General features: G+C 75.1%; 17 protein-coding genes. 11 read left to right on the top strand and 6 right to left on the bottom strand.

Annotation, left to right across the window (positions count from 1 at the left end):
* The first annotated feature begins 127 nt into the window (after positions 1-127).
* The 3 genes from ACH414_RS02610 to ACH414_RS02600 are packed head-to-tail and all read left to right on the top strand — an operon-like array spanning position 128 to position 2,590.
* Positions 128-1,123: an ATP-binding cassette domain-containing protein gene (locus ACH414_RS02610; RefSeq protein ID WP_391768204.1), complete on the top strand. Its 996-nt coding sequence runs from the start codon at positions 128-130 to the stop codon at positions 1,121-1,123.
* Between the two features lie 2 nt (positions 1,124-1,125).
* On the top strand, positions 1,126-1,899 hold the full coding sequence (locus ACH414_RS02605) for an ABC transporter permease (RefSeq protein ID WP_398940621.1): 774 nt from the start codon (positions 1,126-1,128) through the stop codon (positions 1,897-1,899).
* A gap of 55 nt (positions 1,900-1,954) precedes the next feature.
* On the top strand, positions 1,955-2,590 hold the full coding sequence (locus ACH414_RS02600) for a DsbA family protein (protein WP_398940620.1): 636 nt from the start codon (positions 1,955-1,957) through the stop codon (positions 2,588-2,590).
* A 50-nt stretch (positions 2,591-2,640) separates the two neighbouring features.
* On the opposite strand, the gene fabG is transcribed toward ACH414_RS02600, so the two are convergent.
* Positions 2,641-3,426 (bottom strand): 3-oxoacyl-ACP reductase FabG, encoded by a 786-nt coding sequence (fabG, locus tag ACH414_RS02595; protein ID WP_391768203.1) that lies wholly within the window; start codon positions 3,424-3,426, stop codon positions 2,641-2,643.
* Positions 3,427-3,578: 152 nt separating this feature from the next.
* Between fabG and ACH414_RS02590 the strand changes: the two genes are divergently transcribed.
* The 7 genes from ACH414_RS02590 to ACH414_RS02560 all read left to right on the top strand — a co-directional run bounded on the left by ACH414_RS02590 (position 3,579) and on the right by ACH414_RS02560 (position 11,273).
* On the top strand, positions 3,579-4,397 hold the full coding sequence (locus tag ACH414_RS02590; RefSeq protein ID WP_391768202.1) for an NAD(P)H-binding protein: 819 nt from the start codon (positions 3,579-3,581) through the stop codon (positions 4,395-4,397).
* Between the two features lie 127 nt (positions 4,398-4,524).
* A complete protein-coding gene (locus ACH414_RS02585; protein WP_398940619.1) occupies positions 4,525-5,709 on the top strand; it encodes a class I SAM-dependent methyltransferase in 1,185 nt (394 codons plus the stop codon).
* Positions 5,710-5,754: 45 nt separating this feature from the next.
* The gene (locus ACH414_RS02580) at positions 5,755-6,978 is read left to right on the top strand and encodes a nucleotide disphospho-sugar-binding domain-containing protein (RefSeq protein ID WP_391768200.1); all 1,224 of its coding nucleotides are present in this window, start codon (positions 5,755-5,757) and stop codon (positions 6,976-6,978) included.
* 158 nt (positions 6,979-7,136) lie between these two features.
* Complete coding sequence (locus ACH414_RS02575; protein WP_398940751.1) at positions 7,137-7,868, top strand: SDR family NAD(P)-dependent oxidoreductase; 732 nt, start codon at positions 7,137-7,139, stop codon at positions 7,866-7,868.
* Positions 7,869-8,046: 178 nt separating this feature from the next.
* Entirely contained in the window at positions 8,047-9,363 is a 1,317-nt protein-coding gene (locus tag ACH414_RS02570; protein WP_386562172.1) for an activator-dependent family glycosyltransferase, read from the top strand.
* 49 nt (positions 9,364-9,412) lie between these two features.
* Positions 9,413-9,850: a MarR family winged helix-turn-helix transcriptional regulator gene (locus ACH414_RS02565; protein WP_382534708.1), complete on the top strand. Its 438-nt coding sequence runs from the start codon at positions 9,413-9,415 to the stop codon at positions 9,848-9,850.
* A 112-nt stretch (positions 9,851-9,962) separates the two neighbouring features.
* On the top strand, positions 9,963-11,273 hold the full coding sequence (locus ACH414_RS02560; RefSeq protein ID WP_386562169.1) for an activator-dependent family glycosyltransferase: 1,311 nt from the start codon (positions 9,963-9,965) through the stop codon (positions 11,271-11,273).
* On the opposite strand, the gene rfbD is transcribed toward ACH414_RS02560, so the two are convergent.
* Entirely contained in the window at positions 11,202-12,143 is a 942-nt protein-coding gene (rfbD, locus tag ACH414_RS02555) for a dTDP-4-dehydrorhamnose reductase (RefSeq protein WP_398940618.1), read from the bottom strand. The genes ACH414_RS02560 and rfbD overlap by 72 nt on opposite strands.
* Before the next feature lie 150 nt (positions 12,144-12,293).
* Between rfbD and ACH414_RS02550 the strand changes: the two genes are divergently transcribed.
* A complete protein-coding gene (locus ACH414_RS02550) occupies positions 12,294-12,617 on the top strand; it encodes a muconolactone Delta-isomerase family protein (RefSeq protein ID WP_382534702.1) in 324 nt (107 codons plus the stop codon).
* Here ACH414_RS02550 and ACH414_RS02545 read toward each other — a convergent pair.
* The 4 genes from ACH414_RS02545 to ACH414_RS02530 are packed head-to-tail and all read right to left on the bottom strand — an operon-like array spanning position 12,604 to position 16,770.
* Complete coding sequence (locus ACH414_RS02545) at positions 12,604-13,581, bottom strand: SRPBCC family protein (RefSeq protein ID WP_398940617.1); 978 nt, start codon at positions 13,579-13,581, stop codon at positions 12,604-12,606. The two genes, ACH414_RS02550 and ACH414_RS02545, sit on opposite strands and share 14 nt — an antisense overlap.
* A complete protein-coding gene (locus ACH414_RS02540; protein ID WP_398940616.1) occupies positions 13,578-14,891 on the bottom strand; it encodes an activator-dependent family glycosyltransferase in 1,314 nt (437 codons plus the stop codon). Before ACH414_RS02540 ends, ACH414_RS02545 begins: the two co-directional genes overlap by 4 nt.
* Positions 14,888-15,964 carry a hypothetical protein gene (locus ACH414_RS02535; protein ID WP_391768196.1) on the bottom strand — a complete coding sequence of 359 codons (1,077 nt, stop codon included), beginning with the start codon at positions 15,962-15,964 and terminating at the stop codon, positions 14,888-14,890. Before ACH414_RS02535 ends, ACH414_RS02540 begins: the two co-directional genes overlap by 4 nt.
* The gene (locus tag ACH414_RS02530; RefSeq protein WP_398940615.1) at positions 15,961-16,770 is read right to left on the bottom strand and encodes a phytanoyl-CoA dioxygenase family protein; all 810 of its coding nucleotides are present in this window, start codon (positions 16,768-16,770) and stop codon (positions 15,961-15,963) included. Before ACH414_RS02530 ends, ACH414_RS02535 begins: the two co-directional genes overlap by 4 nt.
* Positions 16,771-16,790: the final 20 nt, after the last annotated feature.

Raw genomic sequence — 16,790 nt, 5'->3', positions numbered from 1 at the left:
AAGTCAAGAGCCCAGAGCATCTGACTTCCCCTCGGCCTGTCCGGGGCCGGACCCCCGGCCCCGCGGAGCCATGACCAGCGGCCCTCCCAGGCCCTGCCCCCTCCACGACCCCCGTACGGGAGAACCCATGATCCACACACGCGGACTCACCCGCAGTTTCCGCGCCAAGGGAGAGACCGTCGAAGCCGTGCGCGGTCTCGACCTCGACATCGAAGCGGGATCCGTCGTCGCCTTCCTCGGCCCGAACGGCGCCGGGAAGACCACCAGTCTGCGGATGCTCACCACCCTGCTCCCCCCGTCCTCGGGCACCGCCAGCGTCGCCGGGCACGACGTCGTGACCGACCCCGCCGGGGTGCGCCGCCGCATCGGCTACCTGGGCCAGGGGAACAGCGCCGGGACCAACTTCCGCGTCACCGACGAGCTCGTCACCCAGGGCCGCGCCTACGGGCTCGGCAAGGCGGAGTCCCGCGACCGCGCCGAGCGCCTGCTGGGCGCGCTGGAGCTGGAGGGACTGGCCCGCCGCACGGTGGGCACCCTCTCCGGCGGCCAGCGCCGCCGCCTGGACATCGCCATGGCCCTGGTCCACGAGCCGGAGCTGCTCTTCCTCGACGAGCCCACCACCGGTCTCGACCCGCACAGCCGCGCCAACATCTGGGAGCACGTGCTGCGGCTGCACAAGGACCTCGGTACCACCGTGGTGTTCACGACCCACTACCTGGAGGAGGCCGACCTCTGGGCCCGGCGGGTGCTGGTCGTCGACCACGGCCGGGTGATCGCCGACGACTCCCCCGAGAACCTCAAGGCCGACCTGGCCGGCGACCTCGTCACCGTGGGGACCGCCGACGCCGCCGACGCGGGACGGGCGGCCGAACTGGCCCGCGCCCTCCCCGGCGTGCGCGAGGCGAGCGCCGAGGACACCGAGGTGCGGGTGCGCGCCTCCGACGGCGACGTGCTGCTGCCCGGCCTGCTGCGCCGGCTGGACGCGGCGGGGTTAGGGGTGCGCAGCGCCCGGCTCGCCCGCCCCACCCTCGACGACGTCTTCCTCACCCTGACCGGCCGCACCCTTCGGGAGAGCGCCGATCCCGCCCCCGCCGACGCCGCCGACGCGCACCCCGGAGCCTGACCATGAAGGTGATCGACGACACCCGCACCGCGTTCGCCCGCGAGCTGCTGCCCGAACTGCGCCAGCCCGCCGGGCTCCTCTTCACGATGATGCTGCCCTTCCTGTTCCTCGGGCTGTTCGCGCCGCTCCTGCCGGGCATGGGCACGAGCGGCGGCGGGACCGCAACGGGCTCCCCCTGGCAGTGGTTCGTGCCCGGCATGCTCGTGCTGCTGGGCCTCTCCGCCACCGCGGGGGCGGGCGCCTCGCTGCTCAACGAGATCTCCTCGGGCGCCTTCGAGCGGATGCTCGTCACCCCGCTCAACCGGGCGGCCATGCTCGTCGGCCGGACCCTGAAGGAGGTCGTGGTCCTGCTCACGCAGGCCCTGCTGATCCTCGTCCTGCTGCTGCCCACCGACTTCCGCCTCCATCTGGCCGGCGCCGTGGCGGGCCTCGCCCTGCTGAGCGTCTTCGGCGTCGGGATCGGCGCCCTCTCCTTCACCCTGGCGCTCCACTCCCGCAAGCAGCAGACCCTCTTCTATGGGGTGCAGCAGGTGATCTTCTTCCCGCTGCTGCTGCTCTCCGGGGTCCTGCTGCCCATCACCCAGGCCTCGGCGCCGGGCTGGCTGTACGTGCTGAGCCGGATCAACCCCGTGACCTACGTGGTCGAGGCCGAACGCGCCCTCTTCGCCGGCCGGATGGCCGAGACGAGCGTGCTGTACGGGGTGGTCGCGGCGGTCGCCATCGCGGTGCTGGGCGTCTGGGCCGGCATCCGCGGCATGCGCGACGCGACCGCGTGAGCGCCTCCCGCACCCCTCCGCCCGAGCCCCGTGCTCCTCGAAGGAAGGACGACCGTTGGACACCCGAACCGTGGACGTCTGGTTCGACCCCTCCTGTCCGTACACCCTGCTGACCTCGCGCTGGCTGCGGGAGGCGGCCCGGATCCGCCCGCTGGACCTGCGCTGGCACCTGATGAGCCTGACCTTCCTCAACGAGGGCCTCGACGAGGATCCGGAGGGGGACGCCGAGGGATACCTCCTGGTGCCCGCGCGGATCGCGACGGCCGTGCTGCACGAGCACGGGCAGCGGGCCCTGGTCCGCTTCCACGAGGCCCTGTGGGCCGACCGCACCAAGCGCTGGATCGGCGACCCCGCGGTGGCCCTGGCGGCCGCGGGGCTGCCGCCCGGCCTCGCGGCGGCCGGCGCCGGCAGCGCGTACGACAAGCGGCTGCGGGCCTCGCACACCGACGCGCTGGGACTGCTCGGCCCGCGCACCGGCACCCCCGTGGTCGCCGTGTCCGACCCGGCGGAGCCCGACCGGCCCGCGGTGGCGTTCTTCGGCCCGGTCCTCTCCCGCGTGCCGCGCGGGGAGGCGGCGGGACTCCTGTGGGACGGGGCGCTGCTGGTCGCGGGCACCCCCGGCTTCCACGAGCTCAAGGGGACGCCCGCCGACCCGGACCCGGACGTCGGCGCGGCGGACGGGCCGGCGTGACGCGGGGCGGGGCGGCGGGCGGGGGTGGAGCGGTGGCGTGCTCCGGCCGGTCAGTAGTTGCCCAGACCGCCGCAGACGTTGAGGGCCTGGGCGGTGATGGCCGCGGCCGTGTCCGTGACCAGGTAGCCGACCAGCCCCGCCACCTCCTCGGGGGTGCTGTAGCGGCCCAGCGGGATCTTCGCCTCGAAGCGTTCGAGGACCGCCTCGGGGGTGGTGTCCCACACCGCCGCGTACCCCGCGCGCACCCGCTCGGCCATGGGGGTCTCCACGTACCCGGGGCAGACGGCGTTGACGGTGATGCCGGTCCTGGCCAGTTCCAGGCCCAGCGCCTTGGTGAAGCCGACGACGCCGTGCTTGGAGGCGGAGTACGGGGCGCCGAGCACGACGCCCTGCTTGCCGCCGGTGGAGGCGATGTTGACGACCCGGCCCCGGCCGCGCTCCAGCATGCCGCCGGTGGTCAGGGCGGCCCTGGTCACCCGGAACACGCTGGTGAGGTTGGTGTCGAGCACGTCGAGCCACAGCTCGTCCGTCAGCTCGGCGGTGGGGCCGCCCCCGTTGCGCCCCGCGTTGTTGACGAGGACGTCGAGCGGGCCGAAGCGGGCGACGGCGGCGCGCACGAAGGCGTCCACCTGCTCCGTGGAGCGCACGTCGCAGCTCTGCCCGTCGGCGTCCACGCCCTCCTTCCGCAGGAGTTCGACGGTCTCGGCGACCGCGTCGCCGTCCCGGGCGCAGAGGAAGATCCGCAGCCCTTCCCGGCCCAGTGTGCGGGCCACGGCGAGGCCGATCCCGCTGGTCGCCCCGGTGACGACGGCCACCCGTTCCTCCGCGCCGGTCATGGTCCCTCCCGGATCGTGACGTGGGGTGTGCGTACGGAGATGTGCGCACGGTGCCCGAGGGTGGCAACGCCCGCTCGACGGGTGCTGGAGCCCGGCAGGAACGCGACACACCGCAGTACGACAGGAACACGACGCACGAAGGAGAGGACGACATGACCGTTCTGGTGACGGGTGCCACGGGGAACGTGGGCCGGCACGTGGTGCGGGGTCTGCTGGCGGCGGGCGAGCGGGTGCGGGCGATGACCCGGGCGCCCGAGCGGGCCGCGCTGCCCGAGGGGGTGGAGGTGGTGCGCGGCGACCTCGCCGATCCGTCGAGCCTGGACGCCGCGCTCGCCGGGGTCGACCGGGCCTACCTCTTCCCGCTCCCCGGCACCGCCGAGGAGTTCACGGCGCGGGCCGCCAAGGCCGGGGTGCGGCGGATCGTCGTGCTCTCCTCGGTGTCGGCCGAGTACGCGGACGGCGACTACAGCGGCGACCACCACACCGCGGTGGAGCGGGCGGTGGAGGCTTCCGGCCTGGAGTGGACGCACGTCAGGCCCGGCGAGTTCATGGCCAACCTGCTGACCTGGTGGGCACCGACCATCCGGGCGGAGAACGTGGTCCGCGCCCCCTTCGGCGCGGCCCGCAGCGCCCCGGTGCACGAGGCCGACATCGCCGACGTGGCACTGGCGGCGCTGCTCCAGGACGGGCACGCCGGGCGGGCCTACTCCTTCGCCGGGCCGGAGTCCCTGGCCAAGCACGAGCAGGTGCGCACGCTGAGCCGGGTCCTGGGCCGCGAACTCCGCTTCGAGGAGCTGACGGTGGACGAGGCCCGTGCCCTGTGGCTGGGGCAGGGCATGCCGCGGGAGGCGGTGGACTGGCTGCTGCAGGACCCGGTGGACGTGCCGGTGGGTCCGACCGCCGAGCACATCACCGGGCGGCCGGCCCGGACGTTCGCGGAGTGGGTGGACGACCACCGCGCGGACTTCTGAGGCGTCCCCCGCGGGGCGAGCGGCGTTTCCGGCTCCGCGTTCAGTGCCGGTCGAGCGGGTCTCCAGGGCAGCCGTCGACCGTGTTCGGGACCTCTTCCCGGAGCGAGTGGAACGATGGGACGCCGACATGGTGGATGCCGCAGAGAACGCGCTGATCCGACGCCTGATCCGAGCCGGAGCCGGCACCGACGACGAGATCGACGTCCTGCTGAAGGACGCCGGTCTCGCCGCGGTGGCGCGGGTCCTCGTCGAGGAGGTGCTGTTCCGCTGCCCCGAACCGGTGAACACCGCGCCCGTCGAGGTGGCGCTCGACCTCACCCACGGCGGTGAACGGCACGGCGTCGCGCTGCGCGTGGTGCGCGACGAGCCCGTCCGGGTGGTCCCCGACGACTCGGCCCGGGTCCGCTCCCGGGTGACGTTCACCGCCGCGGGACTGCTCCGCCGGCTCTTCGGGTCGACGGACTCCCCGCTCACCGGGGACTTCGGCAACTCCTTCCTGCCGACGCCCGAGGACCCCGCGCAGGTGCGCGAGCTGCTGACCGAGATGAACACGGTGCTGCGCGCGGCCGCCCAGGCCACCGCCACCCTGATGGCGGGATGCACGGGTCGCTGCCCCGACCTGGGCGAGCTGTCCATCCGCTACGGCTCCGACAAGTGGGCCAGCTTCCACTGGTACACGGCCCACTACGAGCGCCACTTCGCCCGCTACCGGGACCGCCAGGTGCGGGTCCTGGAGATCGGGATCGGCGGCTTCGAGGACGACCTGGGCGGCGGCTCGCTGAAGATGTGGAAGCGCTTCTTCCCCCGGGGCGAGATCTTCGGCCTGGACCTGTACGACAAGACGGCGCTGACCGAGCCGCGGATCACGGCGCTGGTCGGCGACCAGAACGATCCGGAGCACCTGACCGCGATGGCGCGCGAGCACGGGCCGTTCGACCTGGTCATCGACGACGGCAGCCACGTCAACGAGCATGTGCGCACCTCGTTCCGGACCCTGTTCCCGCTGGTGCGGCCCGGCGGCCTGTACGTGATCGAGGACCTCCAGACCGCCTACTTCGGCGACTTCGGCGGCAGCTCCGGCGGCGTCGCCGGGCCCGACACCTCGCTCGGTCTCGTCAAGGGGCTGATCGACGACCTGCACCACCGGGAGCACCGGGACCCCGCCGTCGGCCGTCCCACGGTGACCCAGGCCACCGTGACCGGGGTGCACGCCTACCACAACCTCGTCTTCGTGGAGAAGGGCACCAACGGGGAGGACACCCTCCCCACGTGGATGGACGCCGACGTGTGGACCGCCCTCGGCGCCAAGTGAGGCGGGCGGGACGGTCCGAGCGCATCGAGACGGAGGGAGTTCACCGTGCGCGTCCTGTTCACCGTGTCGTCCTGGCCCACCCAGTACGCGGCCATGGTCCCCCTGGGCTGGGCGCTCCAGGCGGCCGGCCACGAGGTCCGGGTGCTGTGCGCCGCCTCCCAGGCGGACGCGGTCGGCCGGTCCGGCCTGCTGCCGGTGCCGGTCCTGTCGGGGATGGAGGAGGTGCTGCGGCTGCGGCTGCAGTACCACGCGGAGGCGGTCAGCGGGCTCTGGCCGTATCCCTGGCTCCCTCCGCACCCGGTGACGGGCGAACGCATGGACCGGCTCGACGCGTTCGACGCCGAGCGGTTCGCCGCGGAGACCGGGCCGGCCCTGGCGGAGTCGGCTGCCCGGAGTTTCGACGCGGCCGTGTCCTACGCCCGGGACTGGCGGCCGCGGCTCGTCCTGCACGATCCCGGCAGCCTGGAGGGCCTGCTCGTCGCCAAGCTGTTCGACGTCCCGTCGGCGCTGTGCCTGTGGGGACCGGCGAGTCCGCACGACCCGGAGCACATGCGGATCGTCCCCACCGACCACAGCGGATCCTTCCCCCGGTACGGCCTGGGGACGTTCGACCTCGGGATGGTCGAGCGGGTCGTCGACCCGAGCCCGCCGTCGCTGAAGGTCCCGGTCCTGGCGGAGCGGCTGCCCGTGCGCTACGTCCCGTACAACGGTGCCGGGGCCGTCCCGGCCTGGACCGTCCGGCCGCCGGAGCGGACCCGGGTCTGCGTCGGCTGGTCGACCGCCCTGTCGACGCTGTGCGGCCCCGACTCGTTCCTGCTCCCCCGGATCGTCGCCGCCCTCGAGGGGCTGGACTGCGAGGTCGTGCTCACCGCCACCGCGCGGGACGTCGCCGCGCTCGGCACGGTGCCCGACTCGGTCCGGGTCGCCACGCACCTGCCGCTGGCCGCCCTGCTGCCGGGCTGCGCGGCCGTGCTCCACCACGGCGGCAGCGGCAGTGCCCTGACGGCGCTGTGGGCGGGGGTTCCGCAGTTCGTCGCGACCTTCGCCGCCGAGCAGCAGATCGTCGGCGAGCGGCTGGCGGCCGGCGGAGCCGCGCTGCACGTCCCGGGGCACCTCGCCGACGAGGACGCGATCAGGACCGGCGTCGAGCGCCTGATCGAGGACCGGAGCCACCGGGACGCCGCCGCTCGGCTCCGCGCGGAGATCACGCAGGCCCCGAGCCCCGCCGCGCTCGCCACCGATCTGGAGGCGCTGGCGACGGGCGGGTGAGCGGCGGGCGGCACGGCCCGCGGGGCGATCGCGGCGGCCTCGGTGCTCAGCTGTCGAGGTCCTTGCGAGGCCTCCTCCGGATCCTGCCCGGCATGACCACACGAACCGAGGAAACCGAAGGCCCGGGCCGCCCGCCCGCGGACCGCGCCCCGCGCGGGATCGTCGTCACCGGCGGCGGCACCGGCATCGGCCGGGCCACCGCCCTCGCCTTCGCCGAGCGCGGCGACCGGGTGCTCGTCGTCGGCCGCACCGCGGCCACCCTCGCCGGGACCGCCGAACTCCATCCCGGCATCCGGGTCCTGGTCGCCGACGTCACCGAGCCGGACGCCCCGGACCGGATCGCCGAGGACGCCGTGAGCGCCTTCGGCGGGGTCGACGTGCTGGTGAACAACGCGGCCGCGATGGGCTACCGACCGCTCGCCGCCCTGGACCGGGCCGAGGCCGAACGGCAGCTCCACACCAACCTCCTGGCCCCCGTGCTGCTCACCCGGGCCGCGCTGCCGCACCTGGCGAAGCGGTCCGGCACGGTGGTGAACATCGGCTCGGCCGGCGCGCTCGGCCTGCGCTCCTGGCCGGACAACGGCCTGTACGGGGCCGCCAAGGCCGGTCTCGACTTCCTCACCAGGACCTGGGCGGTGGAGCTGGCCCCGCACGGCGTCCGGGTCGTGGGGATCGCTCCCGGGGTGACCGACACCCGGGCCGATCCGGACCCGGCCGGCGGCGAGCCGGAGCAGGCGGACTTCCTGGAGCGGATCGCCGCCCGGACCCCGAGCGGCCGGGTCGCCCGCCCCGAGGAGATCGCCTGGTGGGTCGTCCAGCTCACCCGGCCGGAGGCCGCGTACGCCAACGGCCTGGTGGTCCCGGTCGACGGCGGACTGTCCCTCACCTGACCCGCCCCGGATCCCCCGGCGATCCGGGCCCCGCCGATCCGCCCCGCCGCTCCGAGTCCTGCCGAACCGCCCTGGCCGATCCGCCCCCGCCGCTCCGAGTCCTGCCGATCCGCCCTGGCCGATCCGCCCCCGCCGCTCCGAGCCCTGCCGATCCGAACCGTCCGAGAGGGGAACGCCGATGCGCGTCCTGTTCCAGCCCTTCGCCGCCGCCACCCACGTCGCCGCCCAGGTACCGCTCGCGTGGGCGCTGCGCGCCGCAGGACACGAGGTGCGGGTCGCGGCCCAGCCGGACGTGACCGAGGACATCACCCGGGCCGGCCTCACCGCGGTGCCGGTCGGCGAGCCGCTGCACGTCGCGGCCAAGATGAACCCCGACGACGCGGGGCTGCCGGCCGAGCTGCGCGACGACGCCTGGCTCCGCGCCCTCGATCCGGGCGAGATCCACCCCGCGCGGCTCACGCCGGGGCACCTGCACGGGATCTTCGCCGCGTGGACCCCGCTGGTGCACCGGAACACGGTGCCCGACCGCATGATCGACGACCTGGTCGCCTTCGCCCGGGACTGGCGGCCGGACCTGGTGGTCTGGGACACCATGACGTACGCCGGCCCGGTCGCCGCCAGGGCCTCGGGCGCCGCGCATGCCCGGCTGCTGTTCGGCCTCGACCTGGTGGGCCTGCTGCGCGAACGCTACCGGGCCGTCCTGGACCGGCTGCCGCCGGAGCTGCGGGACGACCCGCTGGAGGAGTGGCTGGGCCCGGTCCTGGAACGGCACGGTCTTTCCGGGCCTGGCCGGGGCTTCGACGAGCACATGGTGACCGGCCAGTGGACCATCGACCCGGTCCCCGCCTCCGTGGCCCTGCCGCTCCCGCTGCCCCGGGTCCCGGTGCGCTACGTGCCGTACAACGGGCGGGCGGTGGTGCCCGGATGGCTCGACGAGGCTCCCCCGCGACGCCGGGTGTGCCTGACCCTCGGCGTCTCCTTCCGAGAGGTGGTCGGCCGGGACCAGGCCTCCGTCGGCGAACTCCTCGCGGCCGTCGCCGACCTGGACGTGGAGGTGGTGGCGACGCTCGACTCCGGGCAGCTCGCGGAGCTGGGGCCGTTGCCGCCGAACGTGCGCGCCGTCGACTTCGTCCCGCTGAACGAGCTGCTGCCGAGCTGCGCGGCGGTGATCCACCACGGCGGCGCGGGGACCTTCCTGACGGCGCTGGCGCACGGGGTGCCCCAGGTCGTGGTCCCGGCCCGGATGTGGTGCAACACCCCTCGGGCGGAGCGGGCCCGGGCAGCCGGGGTCGCCCTGACCTGCCCGCCGGAGGAGCTGACCGCCGCCCGGCTGCGCGCGATGGTGCGGCGGGTGCTCGACGACGGGTCGTTCGCGCGCGCCGCGGCCAAGGTGCGCGAGGAGCTGCGCGGGACCCCGTCGCCCGCGGAGATCGTGCCGGGTCTGGAGCGGCGGGTGGCCGCGCACCGCTCGGACCGGCGGAACGGCGGGGCGTGACATACCGTCGGGGAAGAGAAGATCACGCGTCTCCCGGTCGAGGTGAACCTTGCGGACACACATCCCCTATCTCCTGGCCGTGGCGAGCACGGTGGCGACGCGCCGGGTCGACGAGCGCCTGCAGGACTACGACCTGACGGTTCGTCAGTACGGTCTGCTGACCCAGCTCTCGCTCGAACCGGAGCTGACCATGGCGGAGCTCGCCCGCCAGCTCGGCGTCGCCCGGCAGTCCGTGCACCAGCTGGTGAACGACCTCGCCGAGGCCGGTCATCTGCGCCGCCGGCCGGGCGCCGACGACCGCTCGCGCCGGCTGGAGATCACCGACACCGCCCGCTATCTGCTCAGCCGCATCGACGGGCCGCTGGAGCGGGTCGAGACGGAGCTGCTCGGCGACCTCGACGCGGACGAGGTCGAGACCCTGCGCGAGCTGCTGCAGCGCGTCCTGGCTCATGCGACCGACGACGAGGCCTGGCTGCCCGGCCCCTGAGGAGGGGGTCGAGGGCGGATCGAGGCGGGCTCGACCGCGCGGGGCGGGCCGCCCGCCGTTGCGCTCGCGCGCGTCGAGGCGGCTTCGAGGTCCGCTCCCTAGCCTCGCCGCCATGCGAGTGCTGTTTGTGACCCTGGCCGCCACACCCCACTTCTTCGTCCAGGTCCCGTTGGCCTGGGCCCTGCGCGCCGCCGGCCACGAGGTGCGTGTCGCCAGTCAGCCGGACCTCGTGGAGGCCATCACCGCGGCGGGGCTCCCCGCCGTCCCGGTGGGGCCCCGGCTGGCCCAGGACGAGTCCGTCGAGGAGCTGCGGCGGCGGCAGGAGAAGGCCGCCGAACGGCTCGCGGACCCGCCCGACGCCCAGGAACTGATGCGGATGACGGAGGACCGCCCCGAGCGGCTGACCCCGGACTTCCTCGACGGCCTGTTCACCGTCATGACCTCGTCCATCTTCCAGAACTTCTCCGCCGAGGAGACCGTCGACGACCTGGTCGCGCTGACCCGTCGCTGGCGTCCCGACCTGGTGGTCTGGGACACCCTCATGATGGGCGGCTCCATCGCGGCCCGGGCCTGCGGGGCGGCGCACGCGCGCCTGCTCTACGGCCTCGACCTCGTCGGCACCATGCGGCAGCGCCACCGCGCCTCGCTCGCCGCCCGGCCGCGGGCGCTGCGCGAGGACCCGCTCGCCGAGTGGCTGCGGTGGACCGCGGCCCGCCACGGCGGCGGCTTCTCCGAGGACCTGGTCACCGGCCAGTGGACCGTCGACCCCGCTCCCGCCCCGCTGCGCACCCCGACGGACCTGCCGTGGGTGCCGGTGCGGCACATCCCGTACAACGGGCGGTCCGTGCTGCCCGACTGGCTGCGCGAGCCCCCCTCCCGGCCGCGGATCTGTCTGACCCTCGGGCTCTCGTTCCGCGAGGTGATGGGCGGCGAGCAGACCTCCGTCCGGGTCCTCCTGGAGGCGCTCGCCGGGCTCGACGCGGAGGTCGTGGCGACCCTCGACGCGGGCCAGCTCGCCGAGGCCGGCAGGCTGCCCGACAACGTGCGGGCCGTGGACTTCGTCCCGCTCGACGCGCTGCTGCCGTCCTGCTCCGCGATCGTGCACCAGGGCGGGTTCGGCACCTCCCAGAACGCGCTGGTGCACGGCGTCCCGCAGATCGTCGTCCCCAACGACCTGTGGGACCTCCATCCGAGGGCGGAGCTGGTGGTCCGCTCGGGCGCCGGTCTGCGCCCCGCCGGCCCGGGTCCGCTGACCCCGGCGGAGCTGCGCGGGCTGGTCACCCGGGTGCTGGGCGAACCCTCCTTCGCGCGCAACGCGGCGCGGCTCGGGGACGAGATCGCGGGCATGCCGTCACCGGCCGAACTGGTCCCCGTCCTGGAGGGGCTGACGCGGCGGCACCGGCGGAGCGCCTGGCCCGCCTGAGCCGCCGGCTCCCCCGGCGTCCGTCGCCTCCCGCAGCGCCTCGCCGAGCGCCGCGCGCCACGGCCGGGGCGGCGGGATCCCGGCCTCCCGCCAGCGGGCGTGGCCCAGCACGGTGTAACGAGGACGCGGGGCCCGACCGCCGAACGCCGCACCGGACACCGGGCGCACCCGGCCGGGGTCGGCGCCGACGAGCCGGAACACCTCGCACGCCAGCTCGTACCACGTGGCGCGGCCCGCGTTGGTGGCGTGGAAGACGCCGTGCGCGCCCGGCGTCCGTCCGAGGGCGAGCAGCAGCCGGGCCACGTCCGCCGCCCAGGTCGGCTGCCCCACCTGGTCGGCGACCACGTCCACGGGTCCCTCGCCGCCCGCGCGCCCGATCATCGTGCGGACGAAGTTCGGCCCGTGCCGGCCGTACAGCCAGGCGGTGCGGACCACGGCGCCCCGGTCGGGCAGCAGCTCCAGAACGGCCCGTTCGCCCGCGCGTTTGCTGCGTCCGTACGCGTTGCGGGGGTCCGTCGGGTGGCCCTCGGGGTACGGGGTGTCGGCGTCGCCCGGGAAGACGTAGTCGGTGGAGAGGTGCAGCAGCCGGGTGCCGTGCCGGGCGCAGCGGGCCGCCAGGTGCCGGGCGCCGTCCCCGTTCACCAGGAGCGCGCGTTCCTCCTCGCCTTCGGCGGCCTCCACGTGCGTGTAGGCCGCGCAGTTGACGACGAGGTCGGGGCGGTGGCGGGCGAAGGCGGCGACGAGGGCGTCGGGGTCGGTGACATCCAGGGCGCGCCGGTCCAGACCGACCGCGTCGGCGCCCGCGGCGGCCAGGGCCGCCGTCACCTCGCGTCCGAGGAGCCCGCCGGCTCCGGTGACCAGCCATCTCATCGGGAACTCCTTCTCCGGGATCGGTGATCCGTGCGCGGTCGTCCGTCCAGCGGGCCGGTGCGCGGCGGGCGTTCGTCCAGTGGGCGTCGAGCCGTCGGTGACCGCCGGGGCCGACACTCGGGCCTCGACATCCACGACGTTGGAGGCACGATGGCGCTGTTCGCCGTGCTGGCGACCCAGTCCCCGACCGGTATCCCCGCCGACGAGTTCAGGCGGCGACTGCCCGAAGGGTTCGGCTACATCAGGGGTTTGGTGGACAAGGGGATCATCCGGCACAACTGGATCAGGGTCGGCGCCTCGGGCGGCCTGCTCATCTACGAGGTCGCCTCGCACGAGGAGCTGAACACGCTGCTGTACGGGAACCCGCTCAGCCCGCACCTCCGCTTCGAGGTGATCCCCCTGGCGGAGGTCGGCGGCTTCGACCCGACGGCGTTCGAGCGGCAGGCGGGTGGGGCGGCGGTCAGGAGGCCGTGAGCGCCCGGGCGAGGGCGCGGTAGAAGGCCGTCACCCCGGGTTCCTTCGGCGAGAGGTGCCCGCGGGCGGCGAAGCGGGAGCCGGCCACCCGCTGGACCGCCTCCATGCCTTCGCGGTCCTCCCGGTTGACCACCTCGGCGCCGGCCGCGACCTCGGCGAACTGCTCGTCGAGGGCCGCCCGGTCCAGGCCGGCCAGAGCGGCGGGGTGCATCAGCACCCCGCCGCGGACCTCGACCCGGTCGACGGCCAGCGGGATCATCGTGATCCAGACGACGGAGTCGCCGAAGGCGGCGAGGCTGCCGCAGGGGAAGACGGCGCAGTTGTACATGGTCGCCCGCTGGTCGGCGTCGAGCGGCAGCGCCGTGGCGGCGAGGGGTTCGCGGAACGGGCTGAGCAGCCGGGTGACCCAGCGGGTCTCGGTCCGCACCTCCATGGCGCCGCCGGGCGGGGTGATGAGCGCCACCGTGGTGGGGTGGAGACCCATGGCGTGGTAGTTCTCGTGGGCGTTCTGCACCGCGACCTTCCAGTTGCACCGCCACTCCTCGGTCCAGGAGGCGACCTGCGTCATCTCGGGCAGCCGGTAGGCGGTGAGCTCCTCGCCGGTCCGCCGCAGGTGCGGGGCCAGCGGCTCGGCGGTCCCGTCCGGGTTGAGGAAGACGAGGCCCCGCCACTCCTCCACCGCCGGCGTCGGCCGGTGCGGGCCGAGGGCGGACCGGGCGCGCAGGGCGCCGTCCGGGCCCCGGGTGACCGTGAGGGGCCGGCCGGCCGGGGCGAGGGTCACGCTCGCGCCGGGCTCGGCCAGCTGGTCCGTGTGGGCGGCGAGCAGCCAGGACCGGGCGAGGACCAGGTCCGCTTCCGCCTCCCACAGCTCCGGTGAGGTGAAGGCCGCCGGGGGGAGGCTCAGCTGGGGGGCGTCGTCGTCCAGGTAGCGTTCCAGCTCCGCCAGGATCTCCGTGAGCGTCATGCTCCTCGCCGTTCCTTCCGGTGCAGGGCCGTGAGCCGTTCGATGGCGGCGACGGCCTCGTTGGGCGTCGGCATCTCCTCGGTCTCCCGCCGCAGCCGCCGGGCGTGCGCGGTGTACGACGGGTCCCCCAGCACCGTGGCGACCTTCTCGCGGAAGCGGTCGGGGGTGAACTCGCGCAGCGGCAGGGCGAGGAGGTTGCCCTGCTTCTCGTAGGCGGCGCCCATGGATTCGGTGACCCACTCCCAGCCGGTGAGGAGGACCTGGGGGACGCCGTGGAACTCCGCGGTGGCCTTGGTCTGGTAGCCGCCGTGGTGCACGACGGCCGCGCAGGTGGGCAGCAGGTCGTGCAGGGGCACGTGGTCCACGACCCGTACGGTGTCGGGGAGCGGCGGCAGGTGGGCGCGCTGCCGTTCGGAGAGGGCGGCGACGACCTCGACGTCCAGTCCGGCGAGGGCGTCCAGCATGCCGGTGAGGACCGTGTCGAGGTCCCACAAGCCGTAGCCGCTGTCGATGCTCACGCCGAGGGTGAGGCAGACCCGGGGCCGGGCCGGCGGCTCACGCAGCCAGCGGGGCACGGCCGAGCGCCCGTTGTAGGGGATGTAGCGGGCGGGCACGACGGTCAGGCCCAGGTCCTCGCGGAGGCTCGCCGGGCGGGTGTCGACGGTCCACTGGCCGGTGAGCACGGACTCGTCGAAGCGGGCTTCGGCGCCGAGGCGTTCCAGGGTCCGGTCGAGCCATTCGGCGGTGGGGTCCTCGCGGTGCTCGGGCGGCTGTTCGGCGGCGAGCCGCAGGAAGGCGCGTCGGGTGCCGAGTTGCATGGCGAGTTCCGGTCCGGAGACCAGGCGGGCGTGCGCGGCGCCGACGGTGAGCGCCGCGACGGGCCCGGCCAGGCAGAGCGTCTCCCAGATGACCAGGTCGGGCTGCCAGTGGCGGGCGTAGGCGACGAGTTCGTCGATCAACCGGTCGGAGTTGAGGCGGGAGTTGAGGGCGGGGACGATGACGCTCTCGTAGCCGAGCTGGTCCGCCCAGCTGTCGTCCCGGCCCGGGTCCGGGCCCGCTTCGGAGGCCCGCCCGGGGTTCTGGTCGGCCGTGCCGAAGTGGGCGATGGCCTCCTTGTGGAAGTCCTCGAGCCCTTCGTACCAGGGCGGGCTGTCGAGGGGGACGGCCGTGATGCCCGTCCGGGTGACGGTCTCGACCACGTCGGGGACGCAGGCGGCGCGCACCTCGTGTCCCGCGGTGCGCAGGGCCCAGGCCAGTGGGGCGAGCAGTTGGAAGTGGCTGCCTTCCAGGGAGCTGAACAGGACCCTCATCGCTCTCCCGTCCTCCTCGTGCCCGGGGCGGCGGTCGCCCGCAGGGGGACCCGGGCGGGGCCCCGGGTCAGCGGCGCCCGGGGGCGGCGTACCGCCGGGGCGGCGGGGTTCAGTGCGGCGTACCGGTCCGCCACGGCCGCGAGGAGGCTCTCCGCCATCGCGCGGCGGAGCGGTGCCGTGGCCCGCAGCACGGGCGGACCGGCCGCGCCTGGGCCGTCGTCGAGCAGCACCGCGAGCCGTTCGCCGGGCGCGATCCGGGCGCCCGCGAGCTCGATGTCGGCGTGGGCGGCCAGCGGGGCGATCCGCACCGGCGGCTCGGCGTCGAGGGCCCGGTCGACCGCGGCGGCCGCCTCGCCGCGCGGCAGGGGCAGCCGGGCTCCGAGGACGGTACGGGCGACGAGGTCGGCGCCGGTGCGGGCGCCGGTCACGACCGTGGCCGGGTCCGGGGCGCCGGGGACGGCGCGGAGGAGGGAGCGCAGCACGTCGAGGGCGGGGCCGGTGCGGCGGGCGGTCGCGAACCGCTGCGGGCACACCAGCGCGTCCAGGGCGGTCCCGCAGTCCGCGAGGGCCTGGGCGAAACGCCCGTGCTCGGCCTCCGGGATGGCGCAGGCCCGGGCGAGGGCGGCCGCCGCCAGGGGTTCGGCCACGTCGGCGACCAGGTCGAACTCGGGTCCCGCCGCGTCGAGCAGGCGGACGCACAGGGGGTCGAGGTCGGGGACGGGCAGGGGAGCCGTGGGCGGCCGGGAGGCCTCGCCGGGGAGGACGGGCTCGTGCCGGGTCCCGGGGTGGGCGAGCAGGGCGGCGCCGACGGCCGGGTCCGCGGTGACCCAGGGCCCGGGGCCGGAGCGCCACAGGGGCCCGGCGGCCCGGACGCGCTCCCGCAGCGGTCCCGGGTCCTCGTCGACGTCGCAGAGGAGGGCGGCGTACGGGTCGCCCTTGAGCCGGTGCAGCCACAGCGTCCCGTACGCGCGCTGGAGCCGCTCCCCCAGCTCCGCGAGCTCCGCCGGGTCCGCCGGGTCCGCCGGGCCTTCCGGGTCCGCCCTGTTCTCCGGGTCCGTCCGGGGCGTGGTCACGCGTCGGCTCCGGCTTCGGGGGCGATGAGGGGGAACCGGTCTCCGTCGACCGGGGCGCCCGGCTGCAGATGGGCGACCGGATGGTCCTGGACGCCGGGGCGGTAGGTGGCGTCGGAGTCCATGTAGACGGCGGCGAAGGCGAGCCGGCGTTCGCCGTCCGTGTTGGCCCCGGCCATGTGCACGGTGCGGAAGTCGTGGAAGACGATGTCGCCGGCGCGCATCGGGACGGCCACCCTGGGGCTGAACGGGAAGTCCGGCCAGACCTCCTCCATCGGCCGGTAGTCCCGGAACCCGGCCAGATGGATCTGGCGGTGCTCGGGCGGGCGGCGGTGCGAGCCGGGGAGGTAGACGAGGGAGCCCCGGTCGGCGGGCACGTCCACGAGGGGGATCCACACGGTGAGGGCGCGGGTCAGTCCGGCGAGCGGCAGGCCCGGTTCGTCGTCGTGGACGACGGTGGGCAGGTGGACGTGGGGGTCCTTCTTGAGGACGTCGGTGCCGTAGAGGCGCAGCGGCCCGCCGGCCAGGCTCTCGGCGGCCCGGGTGACCACGGGGTGCAGGGCCAGGCGGCGCAGTGCGGGGTGCTTGAGCCAGGCGGCCTCGACGTAGTGGACCTGGGTCTCCGCATCGGAGGCGCCCCAGGTCTCGGGGCCCTCCTTGTCGAGGAGTTCCTCGGCGGCGGCCCGGTAGCCGGCCACCTCTTCGGGGGAGAGCACCGCCCGGAAGTGGACGAAGCCCTGGTCGTGGTAGTGGCGGAGGGCTTCCTCGTCGGGGTGGCCGTGCTCCGTCAGACAGGCGGTCGTCAGCATCTGTTCGTCTTTCCTGGCTC

Origin of the sequence: Streptomyces sp. NPDC020422 (assembly GCF_044386705.1) — a bacterium.
Taxonomy (GTDB): Bacteria; Actinomycetota; Actinomycetes; order Streptomycetales; family Streptomycetaceae; genus Streptomyces.
This window is presented reverse-complemented; position numbering and strand designations above follow the sequence as displayed.

Bases quoted from the DNA above. Each gene is read 5' to 3' on its own strand.
- ACH414_RS02550 (WP_382534702.1), top strand. From the start codon at position 12,294: ATGGCGCTGTTCGCCGTGCTGGCGACCCAGTCCCCGACCGGTATCCCC.
- rfbD (WP_398940618.1), bottom strand. From the start codon at position 12,143: ATGAGATGGCTGGTCACCGGAGCCGGCGGGCTCCTCGGACGCGAGGTG.
- ACH414_RS02605 (WP_398940621.1), top strand. From the start codon at position 1,126: ATGAAGGTGATCGACGACACCCGCACCGCGTTCGCCCGCGAGCTGCTG.
- ACH414_RS02585 (WP_398940619.1), top strand. From the start codon at position 4,525: ATGGTGGATGCCGCAGAGAACGCGCTGATCCGACGCCTGATCCGAGCC.
- ACH414_RS02530 (WP_398940615.1), bottom strand. From the start codon at position 16,770: ATGCTGACGACCGCCTGTCTGACGGAGCACGGCCACCCCGACGAGGAA.
- ACH414_RS02590 (WP_391768202.1), top strand. From the start codon at position 3,579: ATGACCGTTCTGGTGACGGGTGCCACGGGGAACGTGGGCCGGCACGTG.
- ACH414_RS02570 (WP_386562172.1), top strand. From the start codon at position 8,047: ATGCGCGTCCTGTTCCAGCCCTTCGCCGCCGCCACCCACGTCGCCGCC.
- ACH414_RS02540 (WP_398940616.1), bottom strand. From the start codon at position 14,891: ATGAGGGTCCTGTTCAGCTCCCTGGAAGGCAGCCACTTCCAACTGCTC.
- fabG (WP_391768203.1), bottom strand. From the start codon at position 3,426: ATGACCGGCGCGGAGGAACGGGTGGCCGTCGTCACCGGGGCGACCAGC.
- ACH414_RS02560 (WP_386562169.1), top strand. From the start codon at position 9,963: ATGCGAGTGCTGTTTGTGACCCTGGCCGCCACACCCCACTTCTTCGTC.
- ACH414_RS02610 (WP_391768204.1), top strand. From the start codon at position 128: ATGATCCACACACGCGGACTCACCCGCAGTTTCCGCGCCAAGGGAGAG.
- ACH414_RS02545 (WP_398940617.1), bottom strand. From the start codon at position 13,581: ATGACGCTCACGGAGATCCTGGCGGAGCTGGAACGCTACCTGGACGAC.